This window comes from Pseudoduganella sp. GW821-FHT05F09 (assembly GCF_059419605.1).
Window position 1 is genome coordinate 98,939 of record NZ_JBWKSD010000008.1, and the last position, 21,624, is coordinate 120,562.

21 protein-coding genes are annotated in these 21,624 nt (G+C 64.2%); 7 read left to right on the plus strand and 14 right to left on the minus strand.

The window, feature by feature from the left end; translation table 11 throughout:
- Positions 1–10: 10 nt before the first annotated feature.
- The 11 genes from AC07S4_RS23855 to flhD form a co-directional block, all read right to left on the minus strand.
- Positions 11–841 carry a CheR family methyltransferase gene (locus AC07S4_RS23855; protein WP_228893364.1) on the minus strand — a complete coding sequence of 277 codons (831 nt, stop codon included), beginning with the start codon at positions 839–841 and terminating at the stop codon, positions 11–13.
- Positions 842–894: 53 nt separating this feature from the next.
- Positions 895–2,601 carry a methyl-accepting chemotaxis protein gene (locus AC07S4_RS23860; protein ID WP_494988981.1) on the minus strand — a complete coding sequence of 569 codons (1,707 nt, stop codon included), beginning with the start codon at positions 2,599–2,601 and terminating at the stop codon, positions 895–897.
- A 78-nt stretch (positions 2,602–2,679) separates the two neighbouring features.
- Positions 2,680–3,171, minus strand: coding sequence for a chemotaxis protein CheW (locus AC07S4_RS23865; protein ID WP_161073008.1), 492 nt, complete (start codon positions 3,169–3,171; stop codon positions 2,680–2,682).
- A 70-nt stretch (positions 3,172–3,241) separates the two neighbouring features.
- The gene (cheA, locus tag AC07S4_RS23870) at positions 3,242–5,452 is read right to left on the minus strand and encodes a chemotaxis protein CheA (protein ID WP_494988982.1); all 2,211 of its coding nucleotides are present in this window, start codon (positions 5,450–5,452) and stop codon (positions 3,242–3,244) included.
- Positions 5,453–5,490: 38 nt separating this feature from the next.
- Positions 5,491–5,856, minus strand: coding sequence for a response regulator (locus tag AC07S4_RS23875; RefSeq protein ID WP_056396897.1), 366 nt, complete (start codon positions 5,854–5,856; stop codon positions 5,491–5,493).
- Positions 5,857–5,905: 49 nt separating this feature from the next.
- A complete protein-coding gene (locus AC07S4_RS23880) occupies positions 5,906–6,454 on the minus strand; it encodes a chemotaxis protein (RefSeq protein ID WP_161073010.1) in 549 nt (182 codons plus the stop codon).
- Between the two features lie 68 nt (positions 6,455–6,522).
- Positions 6,523–7,491, minus strand: coding sequence for a flagellar motor protein MotB (gene motB / locus AC07S4_RS23885; protein ID WP_494988983.1), 969 nt, complete (start codon positions 7,489–7,491; stop codon positions 6,523–6,525).
- Positions 7,492–7,550: 59 nt separating this feature from the next.
- Positions 7,551–8,411 carry a flagellar motor stator protein MotA gene (motA, locus tag AC07S4_RS23890; protein ID WP_494988984.1) on the minus strand — a complete coding sequence of 287 codons (861 nt, stop codon included), beginning with the start codon at positions 8,409–8,411 and terminating at the stop codon, positions 7,551–7,553.
- Between the two features lie 94 nt (positions 8,412–8,505).
- Positions 8,506–9,276 carry a methyltransferase domain-containing protein gene (locus AC07S4_RS23895; RefSeq protein ID WP_494988985.1) on the minus strand — a complete coding sequence of 257 codons (771 nt, stop codon included), beginning with the start codon at positions 9,274–9,276 and terminating at the stop codon, positions 8,506–8,508.
- 46 nt (positions 9,277–9,322) lie between these two features.
- Positions 9,323–9,865 carry a flagellar transcriptional regulator FlhC gene (gene flhC, locus AC07S4_RS23900; protein WP_494988986.1) on the minus strand — a complete coding sequence of 181 codons (543 nt, stop codon included), beginning with the start codon at positions 9,863–9,865 and terminating at the stop codon, positions 9,323–9,325.
- A 39-nt stretch (positions 9,866–9,904) separates the two neighbouring features.
- Positions 9,905–10,222 carry a flagellar transcriptional regulator FlhD gene (flhD, locus tag AC07S4_RS23905; protein ID WP_057157943.1) on the minus strand — a complete coding sequence of 106 codons (318 nt, stop codon included), beginning with the start codon at positions 10,220–10,222 and terminating at the stop codon, positions 9,905–9,907.
- 537 nt (positions 10,223–10,759) lie between these two features.
- On the opposite strand from flhD, the gene kynU reads away from it, so the two are divergent.
- The 5 genes from kynU (at position 10,760) to AC07S4_RS23930 (ending at position 15,248) form a co-directional block, all read left to right on the plus strand.
- Positions 10,760–12,010, plus strand: coding sequence for a kynureninase (gene kynU / locus AC07S4_RS23910; RefSeq protein ID WP_494988987.1), 1,251 nt, complete (start codon positions 10,760–10,762; stop codon positions 12,008–12,010).
- Between the two features lie 10 nt (positions 12,011–12,020).
- Positions 12,021–12,902, plus strand: coding sequence for a tryptophan 2,3-dioxygenase (kynA, locus tag AC07S4_RS23915; RefSeq protein WP_494988988.1), 882 nt, complete (start codon positions 12,021–12,023; stop codon positions 12,900–12,902).
- Positions 12,903–12,955: 53 nt separating this feature from the next.
- The gene (locus AC07S4_RS23920; RefSeq protein WP_494988989.1) at positions 12,956–13,498 is read left to right on the plus strand and encodes an RBBP9/YdeN family alpha/beta hydrolase; all 543 of its coding nucleotides are present in this window, start codon (positions 12,956–12,958) and stop codon (positions 13,496–13,498) included.
- Positions 13,499–13,602: 104 nt separating this feature from the next.
- Positions 13,603–14,196 (plus strand): CHRD domain-containing protein, encoded by a 594-nt coding sequence (locus AC07S4_RS23925; protein WP_494988990.1) that lies wholly within the window; start codon positions 13,603–13,605, stop codon positions 14,194–14,196.
- Between the two features lie 143 nt (positions 14,197–14,339).
- Positions 14,340–15,248, plus strand: a complete 909-nt coding sequence (locus AC07S4_RS23930) for a DUF4351 domain-containing protein (protein WP_494988991.1) — start codon at positions 14,340–14,342, stop codon at positions 15,246–15,248.
- A 67-nt stretch (positions 15,249–15,315) separates the two neighbouring features.
- Here the strand turns inward: AC07S4_RS23930 and htpG are convergent, their stop codons facing one another.
- Genes htpG through AC07S4_RS23945 form a run of 3 tightly spaced genes read right to left on the minus strand, consistent with a single transcriptional unit; the run spans position 15,316 to position 20,035 of the window.
- Complete coding sequence (htpG, locus tag AC07S4_RS23935; protein ID WP_494988992.1) at positions 15,316–17,238, minus strand: molecular chaperone HtpG; 1,923 nt, start codon at positions 17,236–17,238, stop codon at positions 15,316–15,318.
- A gap of 25 nt (positions 17,239–17,263) precedes the next feature.
- Positions 17,264–18,472 carry a GGDEF domain-containing protein gene (locus tag AC07S4_RS23940; protein ID WP_494988993.1) on the minus strand — a complete coding sequence of 403 codons (1,209 nt, stop codon included), beginning with the start codon at positions 18,470–18,472 and terminating at the stop codon, positions 17,264–17,266.
- A gap of 54 nt (positions 18,473–18,526) precedes the next feature.
- Complete coding sequence (locus AC07S4_RS23945) at positions 18,527–20,035, minus strand: aminotransferase-like domain-containing protein (RefSeq protein WP_494988994.1); 1,509 nt, start codon at positions 20,033–20,035, stop codon at positions 18,527–18,529.
- 96 nt (positions 20,036–20,131) lie between these two features.
- On the opposite strand from AC07S4_RS23945, the gene AC07S4_RS23950 reads away from it, so the two are divergent.
- The gene (locus AC07S4_RS23950) at positions 20,132–21,055 is read left to right on the plus strand and encodes a DMT family transporter (protein WP_494988995.1); all 924 of its coding nucleotides are present in this window, start codon (positions 20,132–20,134) and stop codon (positions 21,053–21,055) included.
- 46 nt (positions 21,056–21,101) lie between these two features.
- Positions 21,102–21,563, plus strand: a complete 462-nt coding sequence (locus AC07S4_RS23955) for a RidA family protein (RefSeq protein WP_161073023.1) — start codon at positions 21,102–21,104, stop codon at positions 21,561–21,563.
- Positions 21,564–21,624: the final 61 nt, after the last annotated feature.

Genomic DNA, 21,624 nt, shown 5'->3' on the forward strand with positions numbered 1-21,624 from the left:
CTTAGGGTTTCTATCTTTTGTCCAGCTCGTACACGGTCTTGCCGCGCAGCTTGAGCGAATCGGACACATAGAGGAAATTCTCGGAGTGGCCGGCGAACAGCAGCGCGTCCGGCTTCATCAGGGGGACGAAGCGGGACAGTATTTTACGCTGAGTCGCCTTGTCGAAGTAAATCATCACGTTGCGGCAGAAGATCACGTCGAAGGGGCCGGTCACCGGCCACTGGTCGCCCAGCAGGTTGAGCTGCTTGAAGGTGATCATATTGCGCAGCTCCGGACGCACCCGCACCATGCCCTCCTTGTCGCCCTTCCCCTTCAGGAAAAAGCGGCGCTGGCGCTCGGGCGACATCTTGTCCAGCCGGTCCATGGTGTAGACGCCGTTGGCGCCGGCCGCCAGCACATTGGTGTCGATGTCGGTGGCGATGATGGTGGCCGGCGGCGTGAGCGTGTTGAAGGCTTCGCACAAGGTCATGGCGATGGAGTACGGCTCCTCGCCGGTGGAGGCGGCTGAACACCAGATGGTCAGGTCGCGCTTGTTCTTCACATGCTCGGCCAGCAGCGGGAAGTGGTGCGCCTCGCGGAAGAAGGACGTCAGGTTGGTGGTCAGGGCGTTGGTGAAGGATTCCCACTCGTCGCCCAGCCGCCCCGCCTCCAGATCGTCCAGGTATTTCATGAAAGACGAGATGCCGGTGGCGCGCAAACGGCGCGCCAGGCGGCTGTACACCATCTCCTGCTTGCTGTCGGCCAGCGAAATGCCGGCCCGCTTGTAGATCAGGCCCCGGACCCGCTCGAAGTCCTTGGAGTTGAAGTCAAACTCTTTGACGGTGTCTTTAGATTGCGGCATTTGTAAACCCTTAAAACGAACTGCCTGGAACAATGCCTGCTAGGGCGCGCTGCTTAAAACTCTTCCCAATCGTCGCCAGGCGCGGCCGAGGCCAGCTTCCTGGCCGGCTTGGGCGCGGCCACCACGGCGGTGCGCGCGGCCGGCTTGGGTGCGGCCGGCTTGGGGGCCGCGAACTTCGGCTTGGGCGCTGCGGCGCGCGGCGCATGCACCGCGTCGCTCGACAGCTTGAAGATGCTGACCGCGTGCGCCAGGTTCTGCGCCTGCTCCTGCATGCTCTCGGCCGCCGCGGCGGCTTCCTCCACCAGGGCCGCATTCTGCTGCGTCATCTCGTCCATCTGCGTGATGGCCTGGTTCACTTCCTCGATGCCGTTGCTCTGCTCCTGCGTGGCGGCGGTGATTTCACCCATGATATCAGCCACCTGCTTGATCGAGGTGACGATCAGCTCCATGGTCTGGCCGGCTTCGTCCACCAGGCGGCTGCCCGCGTCGACCTTGTCGACCGAGTCGCCGATCAGTTCCTTGATTTCCTTGGCCGCGCCGGCCGAGCGCTGCGCCAGGTTGCGCACCTCGGAGGCCACCACCGCGAAGCCGCGTCCCTGCTCGCCCGCGCGCGCCGCCTCGACGGCCGCGTTCAGCGCCAGGATGTTGGTCTGGAAAGCGATGCCGTCGATCACACCGATAATATCGACGATCTTGCTGGACGAGGCTTTGATCGAGCCCATGGTTTCCACCACTTGCGACACCACCGAACCGCCCTTCACCGCCACCGAGGACGCCGACACGGCCAGCTGGTTGGCCTGGCGCGCATTGTCCGCGTTCTGCTTCACGGTGGAGGTCAGCTCCTCCATCGACGACGCGGTTTCCTCCAGCGAGCTGGCCTGCGACTCGGTGCGCGAGGACAAGTCGGCATTGCCCGAAGCGATTTCCTGCGAGGCCACGGTAATGGTCTCGGTGCTGGTGCGCACGTCGGACACGGTGCGCACCAGGCTGTCGTTCATATCCTTGAGCGCCTGCAGCAGCTCGCTGGTTTCGTCCTGGCCTTCCACCGTCACCTGCGAGGTCAGTTCGCCGCCGGCCACTTTCTGCGCCACCGTCACGGCGCCTTGCAGCGGACCGGTGATGGAGCGGGTAATCAGGATGGCGCCCAGCACGCCGATGGCCACGGCCACGCCGCCCATCACGAACAGCATCACCATCAGCTGGGTGTCGGCCGAGACCGAGCCTTCCAGCACGTTGTTGGCGGCCTTCTGCTGCATGTCCACCAGGCCGTTCAGGGCCGCCAGCGTCTGCTGGTTGAGCGGGTCGATGCGGCTGGCGATCACTTTCGCCGCGCCTTCGCTGTTAAACGCCAGCACCTGGCCTATGGCTTCCTTGAAGGCCGCGTCCACGTCCTTGTCCAGCGCGGCGATATCGCTCAGCGCTTTTTTCTCGGTATCGTTCAGGCCCAGGCTTTGCAGTTTTTCGCGCGCCGCGTCGTAGCGCTTGCGCTGCTCCTTGACCTTGTTTTCTTCTTTCTGCATCAGGCTCACGTCCGACTGCAGGCCGATGTTGCGCATGGCGATGCCGGTTTCCAGCATGGCGCTTTTCATGGTGGCCGCCTGCAGCGTCTTGGCCGTGGTCAGTTCCAGGCCGGTGCGCAGCTGGCCCTTGTTGCGGTAGTTCAGCACGTTCGTCAGCAGCACCATCGCGACCAGGATCAGCAAAATGCTGCCAAAGCCCAAACGCAGGCGGGTACCAATTTTGAAGTCGCGTAAATTCATCTCTATCTCCCTGTTTTTTTATTGCGCGGCGGCGCTGCCTCTCCGGGCCTTCACCGCCGCCGCTGCTGCCGCGCGGTCTTACGCAGCCAGCTTGTCGATCAGGCCCATCTCGGGGCTGGACATCAGCTTGTCGATGTCGACCAGGATCAGCATGCGCTCGTCGATGGTGCCCAGGCCTATCATGTACTCGGTGCTGAAGGCGGTGCCCATTTCCGGCGCCGGCTTGACCTGCTCCGGCATCAGCGTGGTCACGTCGGACACGCTGTCGACCACCATGCCGACCACGCGGCCGTTGATGTTGAGGATGATGACCACGGTGAACTGGTCATACACCGGCTCGCCCAGGTTGAACTTGATGCGCATGTCCACCACCGGGATGATGATGCCGCGCAGGTTGATCACGCCCTTGATGAATTCCGGCGCGTTGGCGATGCGGGTCACCGCCTCGTAGCCGCGGATCTCCTGCACCTTCAGGATGTCGATGCCGTACTCCTCTTTGCCGAGGGTGAAGGCGAGGAACTCGCGGCCGGCGATGTCGTGGTTGCCGGCGTTCTGGATTGCGTCTGACATGATGGATTCCTTCTAGCAGGTGTATTCAGCAAAATTACGGGCCCAGGTTAGGCCCAGTGTATTGGTTTATTCAGGAAAAAATGGATTCGTCCGCCAGTTGGCGCGACGAGCGTATCAACGCCGCCACATCCAGGATCAGCGACACGCCGCCGTCGCCCAGTATGGTGGCGCCGGAGATGCCGGCCACCTTGCGGTAGTTCGACTCCAGGTTCTTCACCACCACTTGCTGCTGCCCCACCAGGTCGTCGATGAACAGCGCCGCCTTGCGCCCTTCCGTCTCCAGTATCACCACCAGGCCTTCTGCCGGGTCGGTGAAGCGCGGGGTGATCTCGAACATCTGGTACAGCGGGATCAGAGGCAGGTACTCGCCGCGCACTTTGATGACCTTGCCCTTGCCGGAGATTTCCTTCACGTCCTCCGGCGCCGGCTGCATCGATTCGATGACGAAGCCCAGCGGCAGGATGTAGATCTCCTCGCCCACCTTGATCGACATGCCGTCCAAAATCGCCAGCGTCAGCGGCAGCGAGATCGAGATGGTGGTGCCGAAACCCTTGGCCGAGCGGATGTCCACGGTGCCGCCCATGGCGGTGATATTGCGCTTGACCACGTCCATGCCCACGCCGCGGCCGGAGACGTCGGTCACCTGCTCGGCGGTGGAGAAGCCGGGCGCGAAGATCAGCTGCCACACCTCGGCGTCGCTCATGGTGTCGGCCACCGGCAGGCCGGAAGACTTGGCCTTGGCCAGGATCTTCTCGCGGTTCAAGCCGCCGCCGTCGTCCGACACTTCGATGATGATATTGCCGCCCTGGTGGCTGGCCGACAGGAACAGGCGTCCCGCGTCGGTCTTGCCGGCGGCGCGCCGCACCTCGGGCATTTCGATGCCGTGGTCGATGGAGTTGCGCACCAGGTGCGTCAAGGGATCGACGATGCGCTCGATCAGGCCCTTGTCCAGCTCCGTGGCCGCGCCGTTGGTGATGAAGTCCACCTTCTTGCCCAGCTTGGCGGCCAGGTCGCGCACCATGCGCGGGAAGCGCGAGAACACGAAGTCCATCGGCATCATGCGGATCGACATCACCGCTTCCTGCAGGTCGCGCGTGTTGCGCGTGAGCTGGCTCACGCTGTTGAGCAGGCGCTCGTGCACCATGGGGTCCAGCGTGTCCACGCGCTGCTCTATCATGGCCTGGGTGATCACCAGCTCGCCCACCAGGTTGATCAGCTGGTCGACCTTCTCGATCGACACGCGGATCGACGACGATTCGGCGCCGGCGTGGGCGGCCGGCTTGTCGGCCTCCTTCTTCACCACGGCGGCCTTCTTCTCCTCCTCGGCCGGCGTGGGCACGGGTTCGTCCTTGATGCCGGCCTTGGCGCGGATGGCCTCCACCGGCTCGAAGAAGCCGTAGCCGCGCGCGTCGTCCGCGCCGGCGGCCGCGTCGGCGCGGATCTGCTCGAGCGGCTGGAAGAAGCCGTAGCCCTGGCCCGCCGGCGCAGCTGCGCCGGCGCCAGTGCCGGACGTGACCGGCTCGGGGTCGAAGAAGCCGTAGCCCTGGTCGTTCTCGACGCGGGCGCGCTCGGCGCTCTCCAGCGCATGCTGCTCCGGCGTGAGCGCGGGCAGCTCGGAAATCTTCATGTCATCCGGATTGAGGATGAAGGAGCAGATCGAAATAATGTCGTCCAGGCTCTCGTGCGTGGTCACCACCAGCGCGGTGCGGCCGCCGTCGAGCGGCGTGGTCGTGACGGCGCCCAGCAGGCCCACCTCGGCCGACAGCGCGGTGATTTCGCGCTGCTCCATCTGCGGCAGGTCCAGCCGGTAGCGGCGTCCGCCGCTGTGGTCCACCGCGTCGTCCTGCGGCGCGCTGTGGAAGGACGGCGCCACGTGCGACAGTGCGGCCACCACGTCCTGCGACAGCGATTGCAGCATCATGCGCACGTCGGCGACGGCGTCCTGGTCCACGGCCGAACCGAGGCGGTGGCCGTCCAGCTGCATCTTGAGGATGTCCTTGGCCGCCAGGAAGGCGTCCACGTGCTCCGAGGTCAGCGCCATCTCGCCCTTGCGGATGCGGTCCAGCAGCGTCTCCAGGATGTGGGTCACTTCCGTCATGTCATTCAGGCCGAACGTACCGGCGCCGCCCTTGACGGAATGGGCGGTGCGGAAGATCGCGTTCAGGTCTTCTTCGGTGGGCGCGGCGATATCCACCGCCAGCAGCAGCCGTTCCATTTCAGCCAGCAGCTCCTCGGCCTCGTCGAAGAAGACCTGGTAGAACTGGCTAATGTCGATGGTCATGGCGAGACTCCATCAAGTACTAAACACATGGCAGCCCCTTAGCCAATAACTTTTTTGACAACCTCGATAAGCCGCTGCGGATCGAATGGCTTGACCAGCCAGCCATTGGCGCCGGCGGCGCGGCCTTTCGCTTTCATCTCGTCGGACGATTCGGTGGTCAGCATCAAAATTGGCGTCTTCTGGTAGGTCGGCAGCTCGCGCAGCAGCTTGATCAGCTGCAGGCCGTCCATGCGCGGCATGTTCTGGTCGGTCAGCACCAGGTCCACCGCCTGCTGCTTGGCTTTTTCCAGGCCGTCCTGGCCGTCGACCGCTTCCACCACCTGGTAGCCCGCCGCCTTCAAACTGAAGGCCACCATCTGGCGCAGGGAGCTGGAATCGTCAACTGCAAGTATTGTTTTAGCCATTATGTTTTCTCGCTATTTCAAAGGTGTTAATTCAAGGAGCGGCGCGGGCTTAGAACAGCTCGATGTCGCCGCTTTCCAGGTGTTTTTGGCTTACCGCCTTGCGCAGCACGCTGCGCAGCTCCAGGCTCTGGATCGCCAGCGCCATGCTGACTTTCCCCAGCAGGTCCACGATCTCCTCGCTGCCGCTGTCGGGCACCATTTCGGCGCCGTGCGCGCCCAGCGTGCCGAGGAACTCGCGCAGGCCGGTCACGCGCTTGAGCGTGCGGTCGATCAGCTGGCTGGTCATGTCCTGGAACTGCATGCTGGTGACGGCCGCGTTCACATACGTGCCGACCTGCTCGGACAGCGCCGACAGCTCGGCCTTCTGTTCAGGCGACGGCGAGCCGCCGTCCAGCAGCAGGTTGATGGCGGCCTGTTGCGCCGTCACCGTTTCATGGATGGCCATGAAATTGCGCGACAGCTTCTCGATGGCCTCCTCCAGCAGCAAGTTGGTCTGGATCAGGTCCGTCTCGACTTCCGTCAGGTGCCGCTTCCCGTGGTCCGACACGCCCGACAGCAGGCGCTTTACATGGGAACCCAGGATTTTTTTTCTCGTCATATTCAGTCTCGTTCTCAATACCCGCCGTGGTGCGGCGTTGCTACTTCTTCATTGCTGCTTGGGGGTTGCTACTTCTTGCCAGCGGCCGGGGCCTGAGCGGGCGCCGGCGCCGCGGCGGCCGCAGCGGCGGCTGCATTGGTGGCGTCGGTGTCGGCGCCCACGTCGAGCTTGGCGCCGTCGCGCGACACCGCGTCTTCGGTCTTCTTGTTCATCACCACGATGCTGATGCGGCGGTTGATGGGGTTGAAGGGGTCGAGCCGGTCCAGGTGGACCGCCGAAGCCAGGCCCACCACGCGCAGGATCTTGGTGTCGGCCATGCCGCCGGCGATCAGCGCGCGGCGCGAGGCGTTGGCGCGGTCGGCCGACAGTTCCCAGTTGCTGTAGCCGGCGTCGGTGAAGTACGGCGTGGAGTCGGTGTGGCCGGACAGGCCTATCTTGTTGGGCACGTCGTTCAGCACCACGCCGATCTCCTGCAGGATCTCCTTGGTGTAGGGCTGCAGCTGGGCGCTGGCCAACGCGAACATGGGCCGGTTCTGCTCGTCGACGATCTGGATGCGCAGGCCTTCGCTGGTGAAGTCCAGCAGCAGCTGCTTCTTGTACTTGGACAGCAGCGGATTGCTCTCGATCTTGGCTTCGATCTTTTCCTTCAGCTTTTGCAGGCGCTCGGTTTCCTGGCGCTCCAGCTCGGCCTTGGCGGCGGTCAGATTGAAGGTCTTCTTGCTGACGGTGGGGTCGTCGGCCAGCTTGACCTGGCCTTCCTTGCGCGTCAGGTCTTTGCCGCCGCCGGGAATCACGGACGAGCTGTCGCCGCTGCCCGAGCCGCCCTGCATGGCCACCTTGAGCGGGGTCTTGAAGTATTCGGAAATGCCGTTCAGGTCGCCCTTGGTGGTCGAACCCAGCAGCCACATCAGCAGGAAGAAGGCCATCATCGCCGTCACGAAGTCGGCATAGGCGATCTTCCACGCGCCGCCATGGTGCCCATGGCCGCCCTTCTTGATGCGTTTGACTACTATCGGCCGCAAGCCCTCGTCAGCCATGGAGTTTCCTTAGTGTTTCCATAATTCAATAATAGTACTGATAATACGGCATGCCGGGCTTATTTGGTCTTGGATTTTTTGATGTGGTCCTCTAGTTCGGCGAAAGTCGGACGCTCGGTCGAGTACAGCACTTTGCGGCCGAACTCGATGGCCAGCGCCGGCGCGTAGCCGTTCAGGCTGGCCAGCAGGGTCACTTTCACGCACTGGAACATCTTGGTTTCTTCTTCCAGCTTCTGCTCGTGCAGCGAGGCCAGCGGGCTGACGAAGCCGTAGGCCAGCAGAATACCGAGGAAGGTGCCGACCAGCGCCTTGGCGATCAGCAGGCCCAGCTCGGACGGCGGAATGCCCACCGATTCCATGGTGTGCACCACGCCCATCACGCAGGCCACGATGCCGAAGGCCGGCATGCCGTCGCCCAGCTTGGCGAGCGCGCCGGCCGGCACCATGCCTTCATGGTGGTGGGTGTCGATCTCGTTGTCCATCAGGTTTTCGATCTGGAAGGCGTCCATATTGCCGGACACCATCAGGCGCAGGTAGTCGGTCATGAATTCCACGATGTGGTGGTCCGACAGCACCGACGGGTATTTGCTGAACAGCGGGCTGTCGCTGGGCGAATCGATATCGCCCTCGATCGACATCAGGCCCTCCTTGCGCACCTTGGACAGCACGTCGAACATCAGCGACATCAGCTCCATGTACAGGTCTTTGGTGTGGCGCGAGCCGCGCAGCAGCTTGGGTATCGCCGCCACCGTGGCCTTGATGGCTTTGCTGTTGTTACCGACAAAAAAAGCACCGACCGCCGCGCCGCCGATCTGCAGCAGCTCCACGGGCTGGAACAGGGAGGCCAGATGCCCGCCCGCCGCGGCGAAACCGCCGAACACGCAACCGAGGACGACAAAATATCCAAGTATGACTAACAAGAGTGCCAGCTCCGAAAAAAGATAGAAAAACGCTAAATTAACAGGTGGAACTACAATAGCGTGAGACAGGGGGAGCGGGCAAGCAAAAGACGCGTTAAAAGCGCCAGACGTAGAGCGCGGGCCCGTGCTCTGTGGTAACTATGGTCTTGACGGGCGGACGGGCGTGGATCTCGAATTCATAACTGATGAGCAAGCTGCCGGGGCGCATTTCCACCTCGGCCTTGGCCCACAGCCCGCTCATGGCGGCCGGCGACAGATAGGCGAACACCATGTCGTAATCGCCGAAATCGAGCAGTTCGTAGTCGCCGCGCACAAAGCTGGCGCGGCTGCCGGACAGCGCGGCGCGCAGGCGCGAGTACAGCCAGGGCAGCGGCGCCAGCTCGATGCCGGTCACCTGCGCGTCCGGCCGCGCGCGCGCCAGGTGCAGCGCCATGCCGCCCATGCCGCTGCCGATGTCGATCAGGCGCAGGCCCGCCTGCGGCGGCAGCTCGGCCACCACCGCCGCCCACACGGCGGGGCCGGACGGATACAGCGGCACCTGGGTGCGGTAGGTGGACCAGAACAGGCCCATCAGCACAATAAACACTATTAAATAGAAAGCCGGCGGCAGCGCCAGCATGCTCGCGCCCAGCAGCGCCAGCGGGAACAGCAGCTGGATCAGCCGCCACCACTGGGCCAGGCCGTAGTGCACCGTCAGCAAGGCGGCGATCAGGCCCTGCACCACGGCCACGTCCGTCAGGCCGGGCTTGAGGCCCAGCGTGGCCAGCAGGTAGGTGGCGGCCAGCGTGAGCGGATAAGCGCCGGCCTGGATCAGGGCGGCGCGCAGGGCCGGGACGCGCGCCAGCCGGCGCAGGTGCATGCTCATCTGCATGCCCTGCCCCGGCCGGCGAGGAAAATGGAGGCGGAATGGCTCAAGCGGCGAGCGCGTCTTCTTTGGCTTTTTTGGTCTTGCCGGCGCGCGAAGGCATGTGGCACAGGCCGCAGACATAGCTGCCGTGCAGGTCCATGGTGTTGACCACGAACTTGCCCTGGCACTTGCCGCAAGGGGCCAGCTTCAGCATGTCGCTATTGAAGAAGCGCACCAGGGTCCAGGCGCGGGTCAGCGACAGCACCGCTTCCTGGCCGGGCTCGGGCGGCATTTGTTCGAGGTAGAGCTGGTAGGCCTTCATCACGGCCTGGATGCCGGTGGCGCCGGCGTGCAGCACCAGGAAGCTGTGGATGTTGATGAACAGCGAGGAATGGATATTCGGCTGCCAGGTAAGGAACCAGTCGGTGGAGAAAGGCAGCATGCCCTTGGGCGGCGACACGCCGCGCAGCTCCTTGTACAGCTTGAGCAGGCGTTCGCGCGACAGCGACACTTCCGATTCCAGCAACTGCAGGCGGGCGCCCAGGTTGATCAGCTCGATGGCCAGCTGGATTTCCTGCGCTTCGGTGACGACGCTTTTCTTGCTCATGGTGTGCTCCTGGGACCTGGCTATGCTGGACAACTGATCTTAAGCGATTTCTTCTGCTGGCTGGCCGGCCATCAGGATGGCGGCGTGCGACTGGGCCAGCGAACGGTCTTTATTGTAGTTGGTCAGCATGCCCAGGATGGCGCCGTCGTCGAAGCGGAAGCGGGCCAGCATCATGTTGCCGCCTGCCAGTTTCAGGATCTGGGCGTTGCTCATGCCTTCGATCAGTTCGGCGATGTCGGCGGAGATGCCGAGGCGGAAGATGGCGGTCACTTTGTCAGCGCGGATCATCTGCTGAGCCAGCATCAGGTAGCTCAGGTTTGCATCGCGGATCTCAGCCATCATGTCGTTCGCAGTCATTTCCATCTCCTCGTTTGCACTCGTTAGTAACGCATTTGCGTTTCCGTTGAGATACATTCTGCGGGAGCGGGCACAGCAAGAAAAGCGGACGGCGGCTGTATTTGGAGTCGGGAAATGGCGAACGCGCCCTGTCAGCGTTTGTCTGACAAACGCAGGGCGGTCATAGTGCAACGCCAGTGCTGGCGCGGGTTTCAGGCATTCTTACTTGCAAGACACAACCTTGTTTTCAGGCAAAAAACAGAAGGGTAATCTGACTCTTTTTTGCTACATCTAAACCGGTAACGGCAGGGTTTCGAGGAACTTTAGGGTCCAAACCAAAAATTTTTAAGGAATTTTGAAGTTTTTTTCCTGCCCTTCCAGCCCGCCGGAGGCGCTTTGCGGCGCATCTTAAACAGGGTAACGGCAGCGTTTTGGGGAACTTTAGGGTTTTTTTGAATTTTTTTTGAAAATCTTCAAAAAGATTCCGGACCGGCCTGGCGGCCTCAAAAGTTGCTACACTTCGGCTTCCTGTATATACATTAAGCTTCAAGTATCCCCATGACCACACGCAACGATTGCCTGACCCGCGACGCGCAAGACCCGCTCGCCTCCCTGCGCAGCCAGTTCGACCTGCCCGCCGGAGTGATCTACCTGGACGGCAACTCCCTGGGCGCCCGGCCGACAGCGGCGCTGGCCCGCGCCCAGGACGTGATTAACCGCGAATGGGGCAAGGACCTGATTACCAGCTGGAACACGGCCGGCTGGTTCGACCTGCCCAAGCGCCTGGGCAACCGCCTGGCGCCGCTGATCGGCGCCGGCGGGGACGAGGTGGTTGTCACCGACACCACTTCGCTGAACCTGTTCAAGGCGCTGGCCGCCGCCGTCCACCTGCAGGCGCAGACGCCCAAGAGTGCCGCCCGCCGCGTGATCCTGACCGAGCGCAGCAACTTCCCCACCGACATCTATATGGCGCAGGGCCTGTCCAACTGGCTCGAGCGCGGCTACACCGTCAAGCTGGTGGACAGCGTGGAGGAGATTCCCGCCGCCATCGACGCCGACACGGCCGTGCTGATGCTCACCCACGTGAACTACCGCACCGGCTACCAGCACGACATGGCGGGCCTGACCGCCCTCGCCCACGCGCGCGGCGCGGTGGCGGTGTGGGACCTGGCGCACTCGGCCGGCGCGGTGCCGGTGGACCTGAACGGCGCCAACGCCGACTTCGCGGTCGGCTGCACCTATAAATACCTGAACGGCGGCCCCGGCGCGCCGGCCTTCATCTGGGTGCCGAAAAAGCACCAGGCCACGTTCACGCAGCCGCTGTCCGGCTGGTGGGGCCATGCCGCCCCGTTCGCCATGGCGCCCGGCTTCGCGCCCACGGCCGGCATAGGCCGCGCCCTGTGCGGCACCCAGCCCATCGTCTCGCTGGCCATGGTGGAGTGCGGCCTGGACGTGTTCGGGCAGACCAGCATGGCCGCCATCCGCGCCAAGTCGCTGGCGCTGACCGACCTGTTCATCGAACTGGTGGAGGTGCGCTGCGGCGGCCACCCGCTGGGCCTGGTCACGCCGCGCGAGCACGCGCAGCGCGGCAGCCAGGTCAGCTTCACGCATCCGCACGGCTACGCCGTCATGAGCGCCCTAATCGCGCGCGGCGTGATCGGCGACTACCGCGAGCCCGAAATCATGCGCTTCGGCTTCACGCCGCTGTACACCGGCTACGCCGACGTGTGGGACGCGGTCGAGATCCTGAAGCAGATACTGGACAATAAAGACTACGACGTCGCCGCCGAACGCGGCGCGGTGACCTGAGAAAGCAGCCATGAGCGACAACAAAGACATTCCCAGCGGCTGCCCCATGCACGCAGCAGCGCCAGCCACCGACCCGCAGTGGCACGGCGCCCAGATGGACTTCAGCAAGTCCATGAGCTACGGCGACTACCTGGGCCTGGACCGCATCCTCACGGCCCAGCACCCGCTCTCGCCCGAGCACAATGAAATGCTGTTCATCGTGCAGCACCAGACCAGCGAACTGTGGATGAAGCTGATGCTGCACGAAATGCACGCCGTCTGCGCCAATCTGCAGGCCGGCGAGCTGTCGCCCGCGTTCAAGATGCTGGCGCGCGTGGCCCGCATCATGGACCAGCTGGTGCACGCCTGGGACGTGCTGGCCACCATGACGCCGCCCGAATACACGGCCATCCGCCCGTATCTGGGCGCCTCGTCCGGCTTCCAGTCCTTCCAGTACCGCGAGATCGAGTTCATCCTGGGCAACAAGAACGCCGCCCTGCTCAGCGTGCACACCACCGCGCCGGAGAACCACGCGGTGCTGGAGCAGGCGCTGCGCGCGCCGTCCGTGTACGACCACGCCATCCAGCTGCTGGCCCGCAACGGCCTGCACATCGCCCCCGAGCGCCTGGCGCGCGACCCCAGCCTGCCCACCGAAGCCGACGAGTCGGTCAAGGAAGCCTGGCTGGCGGTCTACCGCGACCCGGCCAAATACTGGGCGCTGTACGAGCTGGCCGAAAAGCTGGTGGACCTGGAGACCGCGTTCCGCTTCTGGCGCTTCCGCCACGTCACCACGGTCGAGCGCATCATCGGCTTCAAGACCGGCACCGGCGGCACCGCCGGCGTAAGCTACCTGCGCAAGATGCTGGACGTGGTGCTGTTCCCCGAACTGTTCTCGCTGCGTACCGCCCTGTAATTCCGCATTCCATGCAATACTGGCGTAATTGCCAACTTTTGCATGGAGATGTCATGGATTTCGCAGTACTCACCCTGGCCGGCCTCTGGAACTCAGGGCCGCAGCACTGGCAGACACATTGGGAAGCCAGGCATGGCTGGCAGCGCGTGCCGCACCGCGACTACGAGACGCCGGACCGGGATGAGTGGGTGGCGGAACTGGACGCGGCCATCGCGCTGTGCGAGCGGCCGCCGGTGCTGGCGGCGCACAGCCTGTCCTGCTCGCTGGTCACGCGCTGGGCCGCTTCCGGCTCGAAGCACCAGATCGCCGGCGCCTTCCTGGTCGCCCCCAGCGATACCGACGCGCCCTCCTACCCCGATTGCACCACCGGCTTCCAGCCCATGCAGCTGGCGCCCCTGCCCTTCCCCAGCATCGTGGTCTCCAGCAGCGACGACGTGTACGTGAGCGACGCCCGCGCGCGCCAGTTTGCCGAGGCCTGGGGCAGCCGCTTTGTCTCCATCGGCCCTGCCGGCCACATCAACGGCGACGCGGGCTACGGCCCGTGGCCGGAAGGCGAAGCCCTGCTGCTGGAGCTGTGCGCGCAGACGCAACGGTAGAGTTATATCCTTCAAGCATTGGAATATTGCAATCTTTGCATTATTTTGATCGCGGCCTATAGTTAAGAAGCTGGTTTACTCCACTCTCAACGAAAGGTAGCGCGATGAAAACAATAATCAAGCTGGCAATCTGCACCTTGACCCTGGCGGCTGCGGCCGCCAGTGCGGCGCCTGTCACTTACGGCGGCACACTGAGCGGCGCGGCCGAATCGCCCTCCGTGCCGTCGCCGGCGACCGGTTCCACGCTAGTCGTCTTCGACATCGCGGCGCACACGCTGACGGTGAACATGAACTTCAGCGGCCTGCTCGGCACCACCACCGCCGCCCACATCCACTGCTGCACCATGGTACCGGGCAGCGGCAATGCCGGCGTGGCGACGGAAACGCCCACCTTCAACGGCTTCCCGCTGGGCGTCAGCAGCGGCAACTATTCGATGAGCTACGACACCACGCTGGCGTCCAGCTGGAGCCCGGGCTTCCTGGCCAATAACGGCGGCACCACGGCGGGCGCCGAGGCCGCGTTCGGCGCGGGACTGGCCAGTGGATCGGCCTACCTCAACATCCACAGCAATCTGTATTCGGCCGGCGAAATCCGCGCCTTCCTGGCGCCGGTGCCTGAGCCGGGCACGTGGGCCATGCTGCTGCTGGGGATACCGGCGGTGCTGGGACTGCGCCGGCGGGTTACGCCTGCCTGCTAACCCGCCCTACATGACCCGACAGCTGGGGGAGTTTCACTATGCCTTGCCTTTCGTCAAAACGCCGGGGCAAGGCATGGCCGTAGACTGGGCGAATGCCAAACACGACACCGCCCGCCAGTTATGACTTACCCTGGAAAACCGCTTTGACCCATGCATTTCCGGCATTCATGAAGTTCTTCTTCGTCAAATTGCATGGCCAAATAGACTGGTCAAAACCGCCGCGCTTCCGCGACAAGGAACTAGCCGGCATTGATTTCAGCGATACTCCGGACGGCAGGGTCGCCGACAAACTGGTTGAGGTCTCTCTGCGCGAAGGCGGCACCCACTGGGTGCTCGTGCACATCGAAGTGCAAGCCCAGCGCGATTCCTTTCTGGCACGGCGCATACTTGACTACAACTACCGCATATTCAAACAGCATGACCGTCCGGTGGCCAGTCTGGTACTGTTGGCTGACGACGATCCCGGCTGGCGCCCGCACGCTTTCCATAACCAGTTGCTGGGCACAGTCATGGGGATGTCGTTCACCACCGCCAAGCTGCTGGACTTTGCCGCCCGGACCGATAATTTGCTGGCATCGCACAACCCATTCGCTTGGGTCACGCTGGCCCATTTGCGCACGCGGCAGGCTCGCCATGATCCGGACCTGCTGTACGCGGCAAAGTGGCAGCTAACCAGGCTACTGTACCAACATGGCTGGAACAAGAAGCGGATAATCGATTTATTCAACGTGATCAACTGGATGATGGCCTTGCCCGAGCCGTATCAGCAGCGCTACTGGCAAGCCCTCCTCGCGCTGGAAAAGGAGCAAAAAATGGAATGGATTAGCCCATTGGAACAGTCATTCCTCGATAGAGGCCGCCAGCAAGGCGCGGTCGCGATGCTGGAACGGCAGCTGACGCGGCGCTTCGGACCGCTGCCACAAACTGTGCAGAAAAAGCTGGCCAAGGCCAGCATGGAACAGTTGGAAATATGGGGCGACGCGCTGCTGGATGCACGATCACTAAAGCAAGTAGTAGGACAAAAGACGGATAGTACCGCTAACCTTCGCTGAGGTCCGTAAAGGCAGTAAAAAAGCCGGCCCCCTTGCGGGTGGCCGGCTTTGCTTCAGGCGGGGCGGATTACTTGGCCGCGCCGCTCAGCAGCATTTCGTTCAGGCGCTTGACGAAGGCCGCCGGGTCGGCCAGCGCACCGCCTTCGGCCAGCAGCGCCTGGTCGAACAGGATGTGCGACCAGTCCGCGAACTGGGTGCTGTCCGCGTTTTCGTACTTCAGGCGCGTCACCAGCGGATGGTTCGGGTTGATCTCCAGAATCGGCTTCGACTCGGGCGCAGCCTGGCCCGCCGCCTTCAGCATGCGCAGCAGGTTGCCGGACAGCTCGTGCTCGTCCGCCACCAGGCAGGCCGGCGAATCGGTCAGGCGGAACGTCACGCGCACTTCCTTGGCCTTGTCGGCCAGCGCGGCCTTCATCTTCTCGGTCAGCTCCTTGTACGAGGTTTCGGTTTCCTCGTGCTCCTTCTTCTCGGCTTCGTCTTCCAGCGAACCCAGGTCCAGGCCGCCCTTGGCCACCGACACCAGCTCCTTGCCTTCGAACTCGGTCAGGAAGGACAGCATCCACTCGTCCACGCGGTCCGTCATCAGCAGCACTTCCACGCCCTTCTTGCGGAAGATTTCCAGGTGCGGGCTGTTCTTGGCGGCCTTGTAGCTGTCGGCCGTGGCGTAGTAGATCTTGTCCTGGCCTTCCTTCATGCGCGCCACGTAGTCGGCCAGCGATACGGTCTGCTCGTCGCTGTCGGCGTTGGTGGAGGCGAAGCGCAGCAGCTTGGCCAGGCGGTCCTTGTTGGCCGCGTCCTCGCCCACGCCTTCTTTCAGCACCTGGCCGAATTCGGTCCAGAAGGTGGCGTACTTGTCTTTCTTTTCCTGCTCGTCGGCGTTGGCCAGTTCTTCCAGCATGCCGATCACGCGCTTGGTGGAGCCGTCGCGTATCACTTTCACGTCGCGCGATTCCTGCAGGATTTCACGCGACACGTTCAGCGGCAGATCGGCCGAGTCGATCACGCCTTTGACGAAGCGCAGATAGGTCGGCATCAGCTGTTCGGCGTCGTCCATGATGAACACGCGCTTGACGTACAGCTTGATGCCGCCGCGCTTGTTGCGGTCCCACAGGTCGAACGGAGCCTTGGCCGGGATGTACAGCAGCTGCGTGTATTCGCTGCGGCCTTCCACGCGGTTGTGCGTGTGGGTCAGCGGCGCGGCGAAGTCGTGCGACACGTGCTTGTAGAATTCTTCGTACTGCTCCGGCGTGATGTCGGACTTGGCACGCGCCCACAGCGCGCTGGCCTGGTTCACGGTTTCCAGTTCGTCCTTGACGACGGTTTCCTTCTTCTCCTCGTCCCATTCTTCCTTGGCCATGACGATGGGCAGGGAGATGTGGTCCGAGTATTTGCGGATGATGGATTTGATCTTCCACGACGACAGCAGCTCGTCCTCGCCTTCGCGCAGGTGCAGGATGATGTCGGTGCCGCGCGAGGCTTTCTCGATCTGCTCGATGGAGTAGTCGCCTTCGCCGGCCGATTCCCAGCGCACGCCGTGCGCCGCGTCCAGGCCCGCGCGGCGGGTTTCAACGGTGATCTTGTCGGCCACGATGAAGCCGGAGTAGAAGCCCACGCCGAACTGGCCGATCAGGGCCGCGTCGGCCTGCTGGTCGCCGGACAGCTTGCCGAAGAATTCCTTGGTGCCGGACTTGGCGATGGTGCCCAGGTGCGAAATGGCTTCGTCGCGGCTCATGCCGATGCCGTTGTCCGAAATGGTGATGGTGCGCGCTGCCTTGTCGAAGCTGACCTTGATTTTCAGTTCGTGATCGTTGCCGTACAGGGCGTCGTTGTTGATCGCCTCAAAACGCAGCTTGTCGGACGCGTCGGACGCGTTCGAGATCAGTTCGCGCAGGAAGATCTCCTTGTTCGAGTACAGGGAGTGGATCATCAGCTGCAGCAGCTGTTTTACTTCCGCTTGAAAACCCAGTGTTTGCTTTTCGGTGTCAGCCATTTTTACCTCAATAGTCTTCGATTAATCAGGGTGTGGGGTGTTGCAAAGGTTCCCCGTAATTGGGGATATCGCCCGCAATTTCAAGAGCAGCGCATTCTACCCGGTTGCGGCCGGCCGCCTTGGCGGCGTAGAGCGCCGCGTCGGCGCGGCGCAGCAGGTCGTCGAAGGCAGCGTCGCACGGCGCGCGCACGGCCACGCCGATGGACACGGTAATGGCCAGCTTCAGTTCCCCCGCCATGAAGGGCTGCGCGGCCACGGCATGGCGCAGGCGTTCGCCGGCGGCGCGCGCGCCGGCGCCGTCCACCGCCTCGAACAGCACCACGAACTCCTCGCCGCCCTGGCGCGCCGGCAGCTCGGTCTCGCGGCAGGCCGACTCGAGCCGCTCGGCCACCTGCTTGAGCGCCACGTCGCCAATGGCGTGGCCATGGCGGTCGTTGATCTGCTTGAAATGGTCGATGTCGATCAGGGCCACGCCCATGCCCGGCCCGGCGGCCTCGAAACGGCGCGCGCCGGTGTCGGCCAGGGTGCGGCGGTTCGCCAGCCCGGTCAGGTAGTCGGTGGAGGCGGCGCGCTCCCACTGGCGGCGGATGCGCTCGGAGCACATCAGCAGGAAGGCTGTGGTGCCGATCACCGGTATGGTGGCCACCACCAGCGGCGCGGCGATATTGATCCAGTAGGCGCCGTCGGACACCCGGTAGCCGGGCGGCACGCCGGCGATGAGGAAGTAAGCCATGCGCAGCAGCATGAACACGATCACGCCGATGAACAGACCGCTCATCACGCGGCGGCTGCTGGCGCGGGCGCGCCGCTTCTGCGCCTGCAAATGCCGCACGCAGGCCCCCAGGATGACCAGCCAGGTCAGCGACAGCACGGCGATACGGGCGGCCAGGTCCGGCTGCACCGCGCTGTACCAGAACACGCCGGCGCCGCCGGCTATGGCGGGCAGCCAGATCCAGCGGCTGTCCGGGACGCCGTAGAACTGGCGCAGCGCGCGCCAGTAGCCGGTAAAGCCCAGCACAAACAGGCCATTCCCCAGCGGCAGGATCAGTCCGCGCGGCGCCAGGTCATGCACCAGGAACAACAGGCATCCGCAGGCGTGCACCAGGGTGGAAACGCGCCAGCTGACGGCGCTGGGACGCAGCGAATGCGGCAGGTCGCCATGCATCAGGCCCAGCACGCCGCCGTTCGCCAGCATCATCAGCGCTGCAATCAGATATACGGTTTTAGGATCCATTCAGCTGCTTGGGGCACGGTTGCGCGCCGTTCCGGCAATGACAAGACAGCAATTTTACCCTTTCAGCTCGCGTTCGAGGAAGCGCCATACGGCCGGGTCCTGCATGGCGGCCAGGTTCAGCCGCATGCGGGTGGACGGCAGCTGGCTGGGCGAGAACAGGCTGCCGGGCGCCAGCAGCAGGTTTTCCGCCATGGCGTGGGCGGTCAGCACGTTGGTGTCGCGGCCCGCGTCGGCCCACACGAACATGCCGGCCGGCGCCGCCACATCCACCTTCAGGCCCACGCGCTCCATCTGCCGGTAGGTGCGCCCGCGCAGCGCGTCCAGCCGCGCGCGGATGCGGTCCACGTGCTTGCGGTACAGGCCTTCGGACAGGATTTTGTACACCACGCGCTCGCCGATTTCGCCGGTGGTGAGCGTGGACAGCATCTTGCGGTCGGCCAGGCGCTGCGCCCATTCCGGCTTGGTGGCGATAAAGCCCACGCGCAGGTTGGCCGCCATGGTCTTGGAAAAGCCGCCCAGGTAGATCACGCGGTTGAGCTGGTCCAGCGCGGCCAGGCGCGTGGCCGGCTGCACCGCGCTGCCGGGGTGCAGGTCGCAATAGATGTCGTCCTCCACCACGGTGAAGCCGTGCTCCTCGGCCAGGCGCAGCACCTGGAAAGCCTTGGCGGCGGACAGCGAGGTGGAGCTGGGGTTGTGCAGCACCGAGTTGATGACGTACAGGCGCGGCTTGTGCAGCGCGGCCAGCTGCGCCAGCTGGGCCAGGTCCGGCCCGTCCGCCAGGCGCGGGATGCCCACCACCTTGGCGCCCAGCGCGGCAAAGGAGCCGAACATCAGGAACCAGGCCGGGTCGTCGACAAAGATGGTGTCGCCGGGCAGCGTGAACTCGCGCGCCACCAGGTCCAGCGCCTGCGTCACGCCCGCCGTGGTGACGATCTGCTCCGGGGCGGCGGCGATCTCCAGCTCGCCCAGCTTGTGCTGCAGCTGCTGGCGCAGCGGCAGAAAGCCCTGCGGCACGCCGTAGTTGACCAGCTGCGCCGGGTTCTGGCGGCTGATGGCGCGCAGCGCGTTGGCGATGCTGGCGCCGTCCAGCCACTCGGACGGCAGCACGCCCGCGCCCGGCATCTGCTGGTGCGGCACCTGGCGGAACATATTGCGCACCAGCCAGACCACGTCCAGCTGGCTGGCGTCGCCGTCCGCCGGGGACGACAGCGTGGCCAGCTCCGCGCCGGCAGGGGAGGAACGCTCGCCCGCGTTCATGGGCGAGCGTTCGCGCACATAGAAGCCGGCGCCGCGGCGCGACTCCAGGTAGCCGCGCGCCACCAGCTTGTCGTAGCCCGCCACCACCGTGAACGGGCTCACGCCGTGCGCGCTGGCGAACTGGCGGATGGAGGGCATGCGGGCGCCGCTGCGCAGCAGCTTGTCGTCGATGCGGGCCGCCACCGAGCGCACGATCTGGTCGATCAGCGACTCGCCGGACTCGCGCGACAGTGGCGCCAGCAGCGGCACTGACGGCGGCGCCGGCTTGGCGCGGACGGGCGCGTCCTGCTGCGTTGTATTGGTCATATCGCCATCACAGTATGTAAATTATGTGGGAAAGTGTATTGGCACTGTATTGGTGTTCTCACATAGGATACACCCATCCCATTTTGAAAGCGAACCATGACCACGCAGACCGCCACCGTCCCGCGCCTGTCCGACGAAACCCAGGGCATGCTGCTCGGCCTGGCCGGGGTGGCCATCTTCAGCCTGACGCTGCCCTTCACCCGCATGGCGGTGGCGGCCTTCGAGCCGTCCTTCGTGGCGCTGGGGCGGGCGCTGGTGGCCGCGCTGCTGGCCGGGCTGTGGCTGCTGTGGAAGCGCGCGCCGCTGCCGCCGCGCGCCGCGCTGCCGCAGCTGGCCCTGGTGGCGCTGGGCTGCGTGATCGGTTTTCCGTGGCTGACTTCGATCGCCATGCGCACCCTGCCCGCCTCGCACGGCGCGGTGCTGGTGGGCGTGCTGCCGCTGGCCACGGCCATGTTCTCCGCGCTGCGCGGCTACGAGAAACCCTCGCTCGGCTTCTGGCTCATGGCCGTGCTCGGCTCCTCGCTGGTGGCGGGCTTCGCGCTGTACCAGAGCGGCGGCAGCCTGCACGCGGCCGACCTGGCCGTGTTCGCCGCCGTGCTGCTGGCGGCCATGGGCTACGCCGAGGGCGGCCAGCTGTCCAAGTCCCTGGGCGGCCAGCAGGTGATCAGCTGGGCGCTGCTGCTGTCGGCGCCGCTGGTGCTGCCGGTGGTGCTGTGGCAGTGCCGGGACGGCTGGGACGCCATGCTGCATGCCGGCGCCCGCGCCTGGGGCGGCTTCGCCTACGTTTCCGTGTTCTCCATGTTCATCGGATTCTTCTTCTGGTACCGCGGCATGGCGCTGGGCGGCGTGGCCCGCGTGGGGCAGGTGCAGCTGGTGCAGCCCTTCCTGTCCATCGTCGGCGCGGCGCTGGTTTTGGGCGAAACTATAGAATTGAGCAATATTCTGTTCGCTTTGGCCGTTATTTCCGTCGTTGCTATGGGCCGCAAAATGCAGATCAGCAGCGAGAAAGACGTACAATAACGGTCTCACCGCATCACTCTTGCAACCTTTTTCTGGAATACCAAACATGTCCGTCTACGAAAAACTCAAATCGCTCGATATCACCCTGGCCCCGCCGGCAGCTCCTGTCGCGGCCTACGTTATGTACGTGCAAACCGGCAACCTGGTATTCATCTCCGGCCATATCGCCAAAAAAGCCGACGGCAACCCATGGGTAGGCCAGCTGGGCAAGAACATCACCACCGAGGAAGGCCAGCAAGCGGCCCGCTCCATCGCCATCGACCTGATGGGCACGCTGCAAGCGGCCTGCGGCGGCGACCTGGGCCGCGTCAAGCGCATCGTTAAACTGATGAGCCTGGTGAACTCCACCCCCGACTTCACCGAACAGCACCTGGTCACCAACGGCGCCTCCGAGCTGCTGGGTGAAGTGTTCGGCGACGCCGGCAAGCATGCGCGCTCCGCCTTCGGCGTGGCGCAGATTCCGCGCGGCTCGTGCGTTGAAATTGAACTGATCGCCGAGATCGCCTAATAGACAGATACGGGCGGCGCCCACCCGGCGCCGCTCTTTCACGGCCGCCACAAGCGCGCTT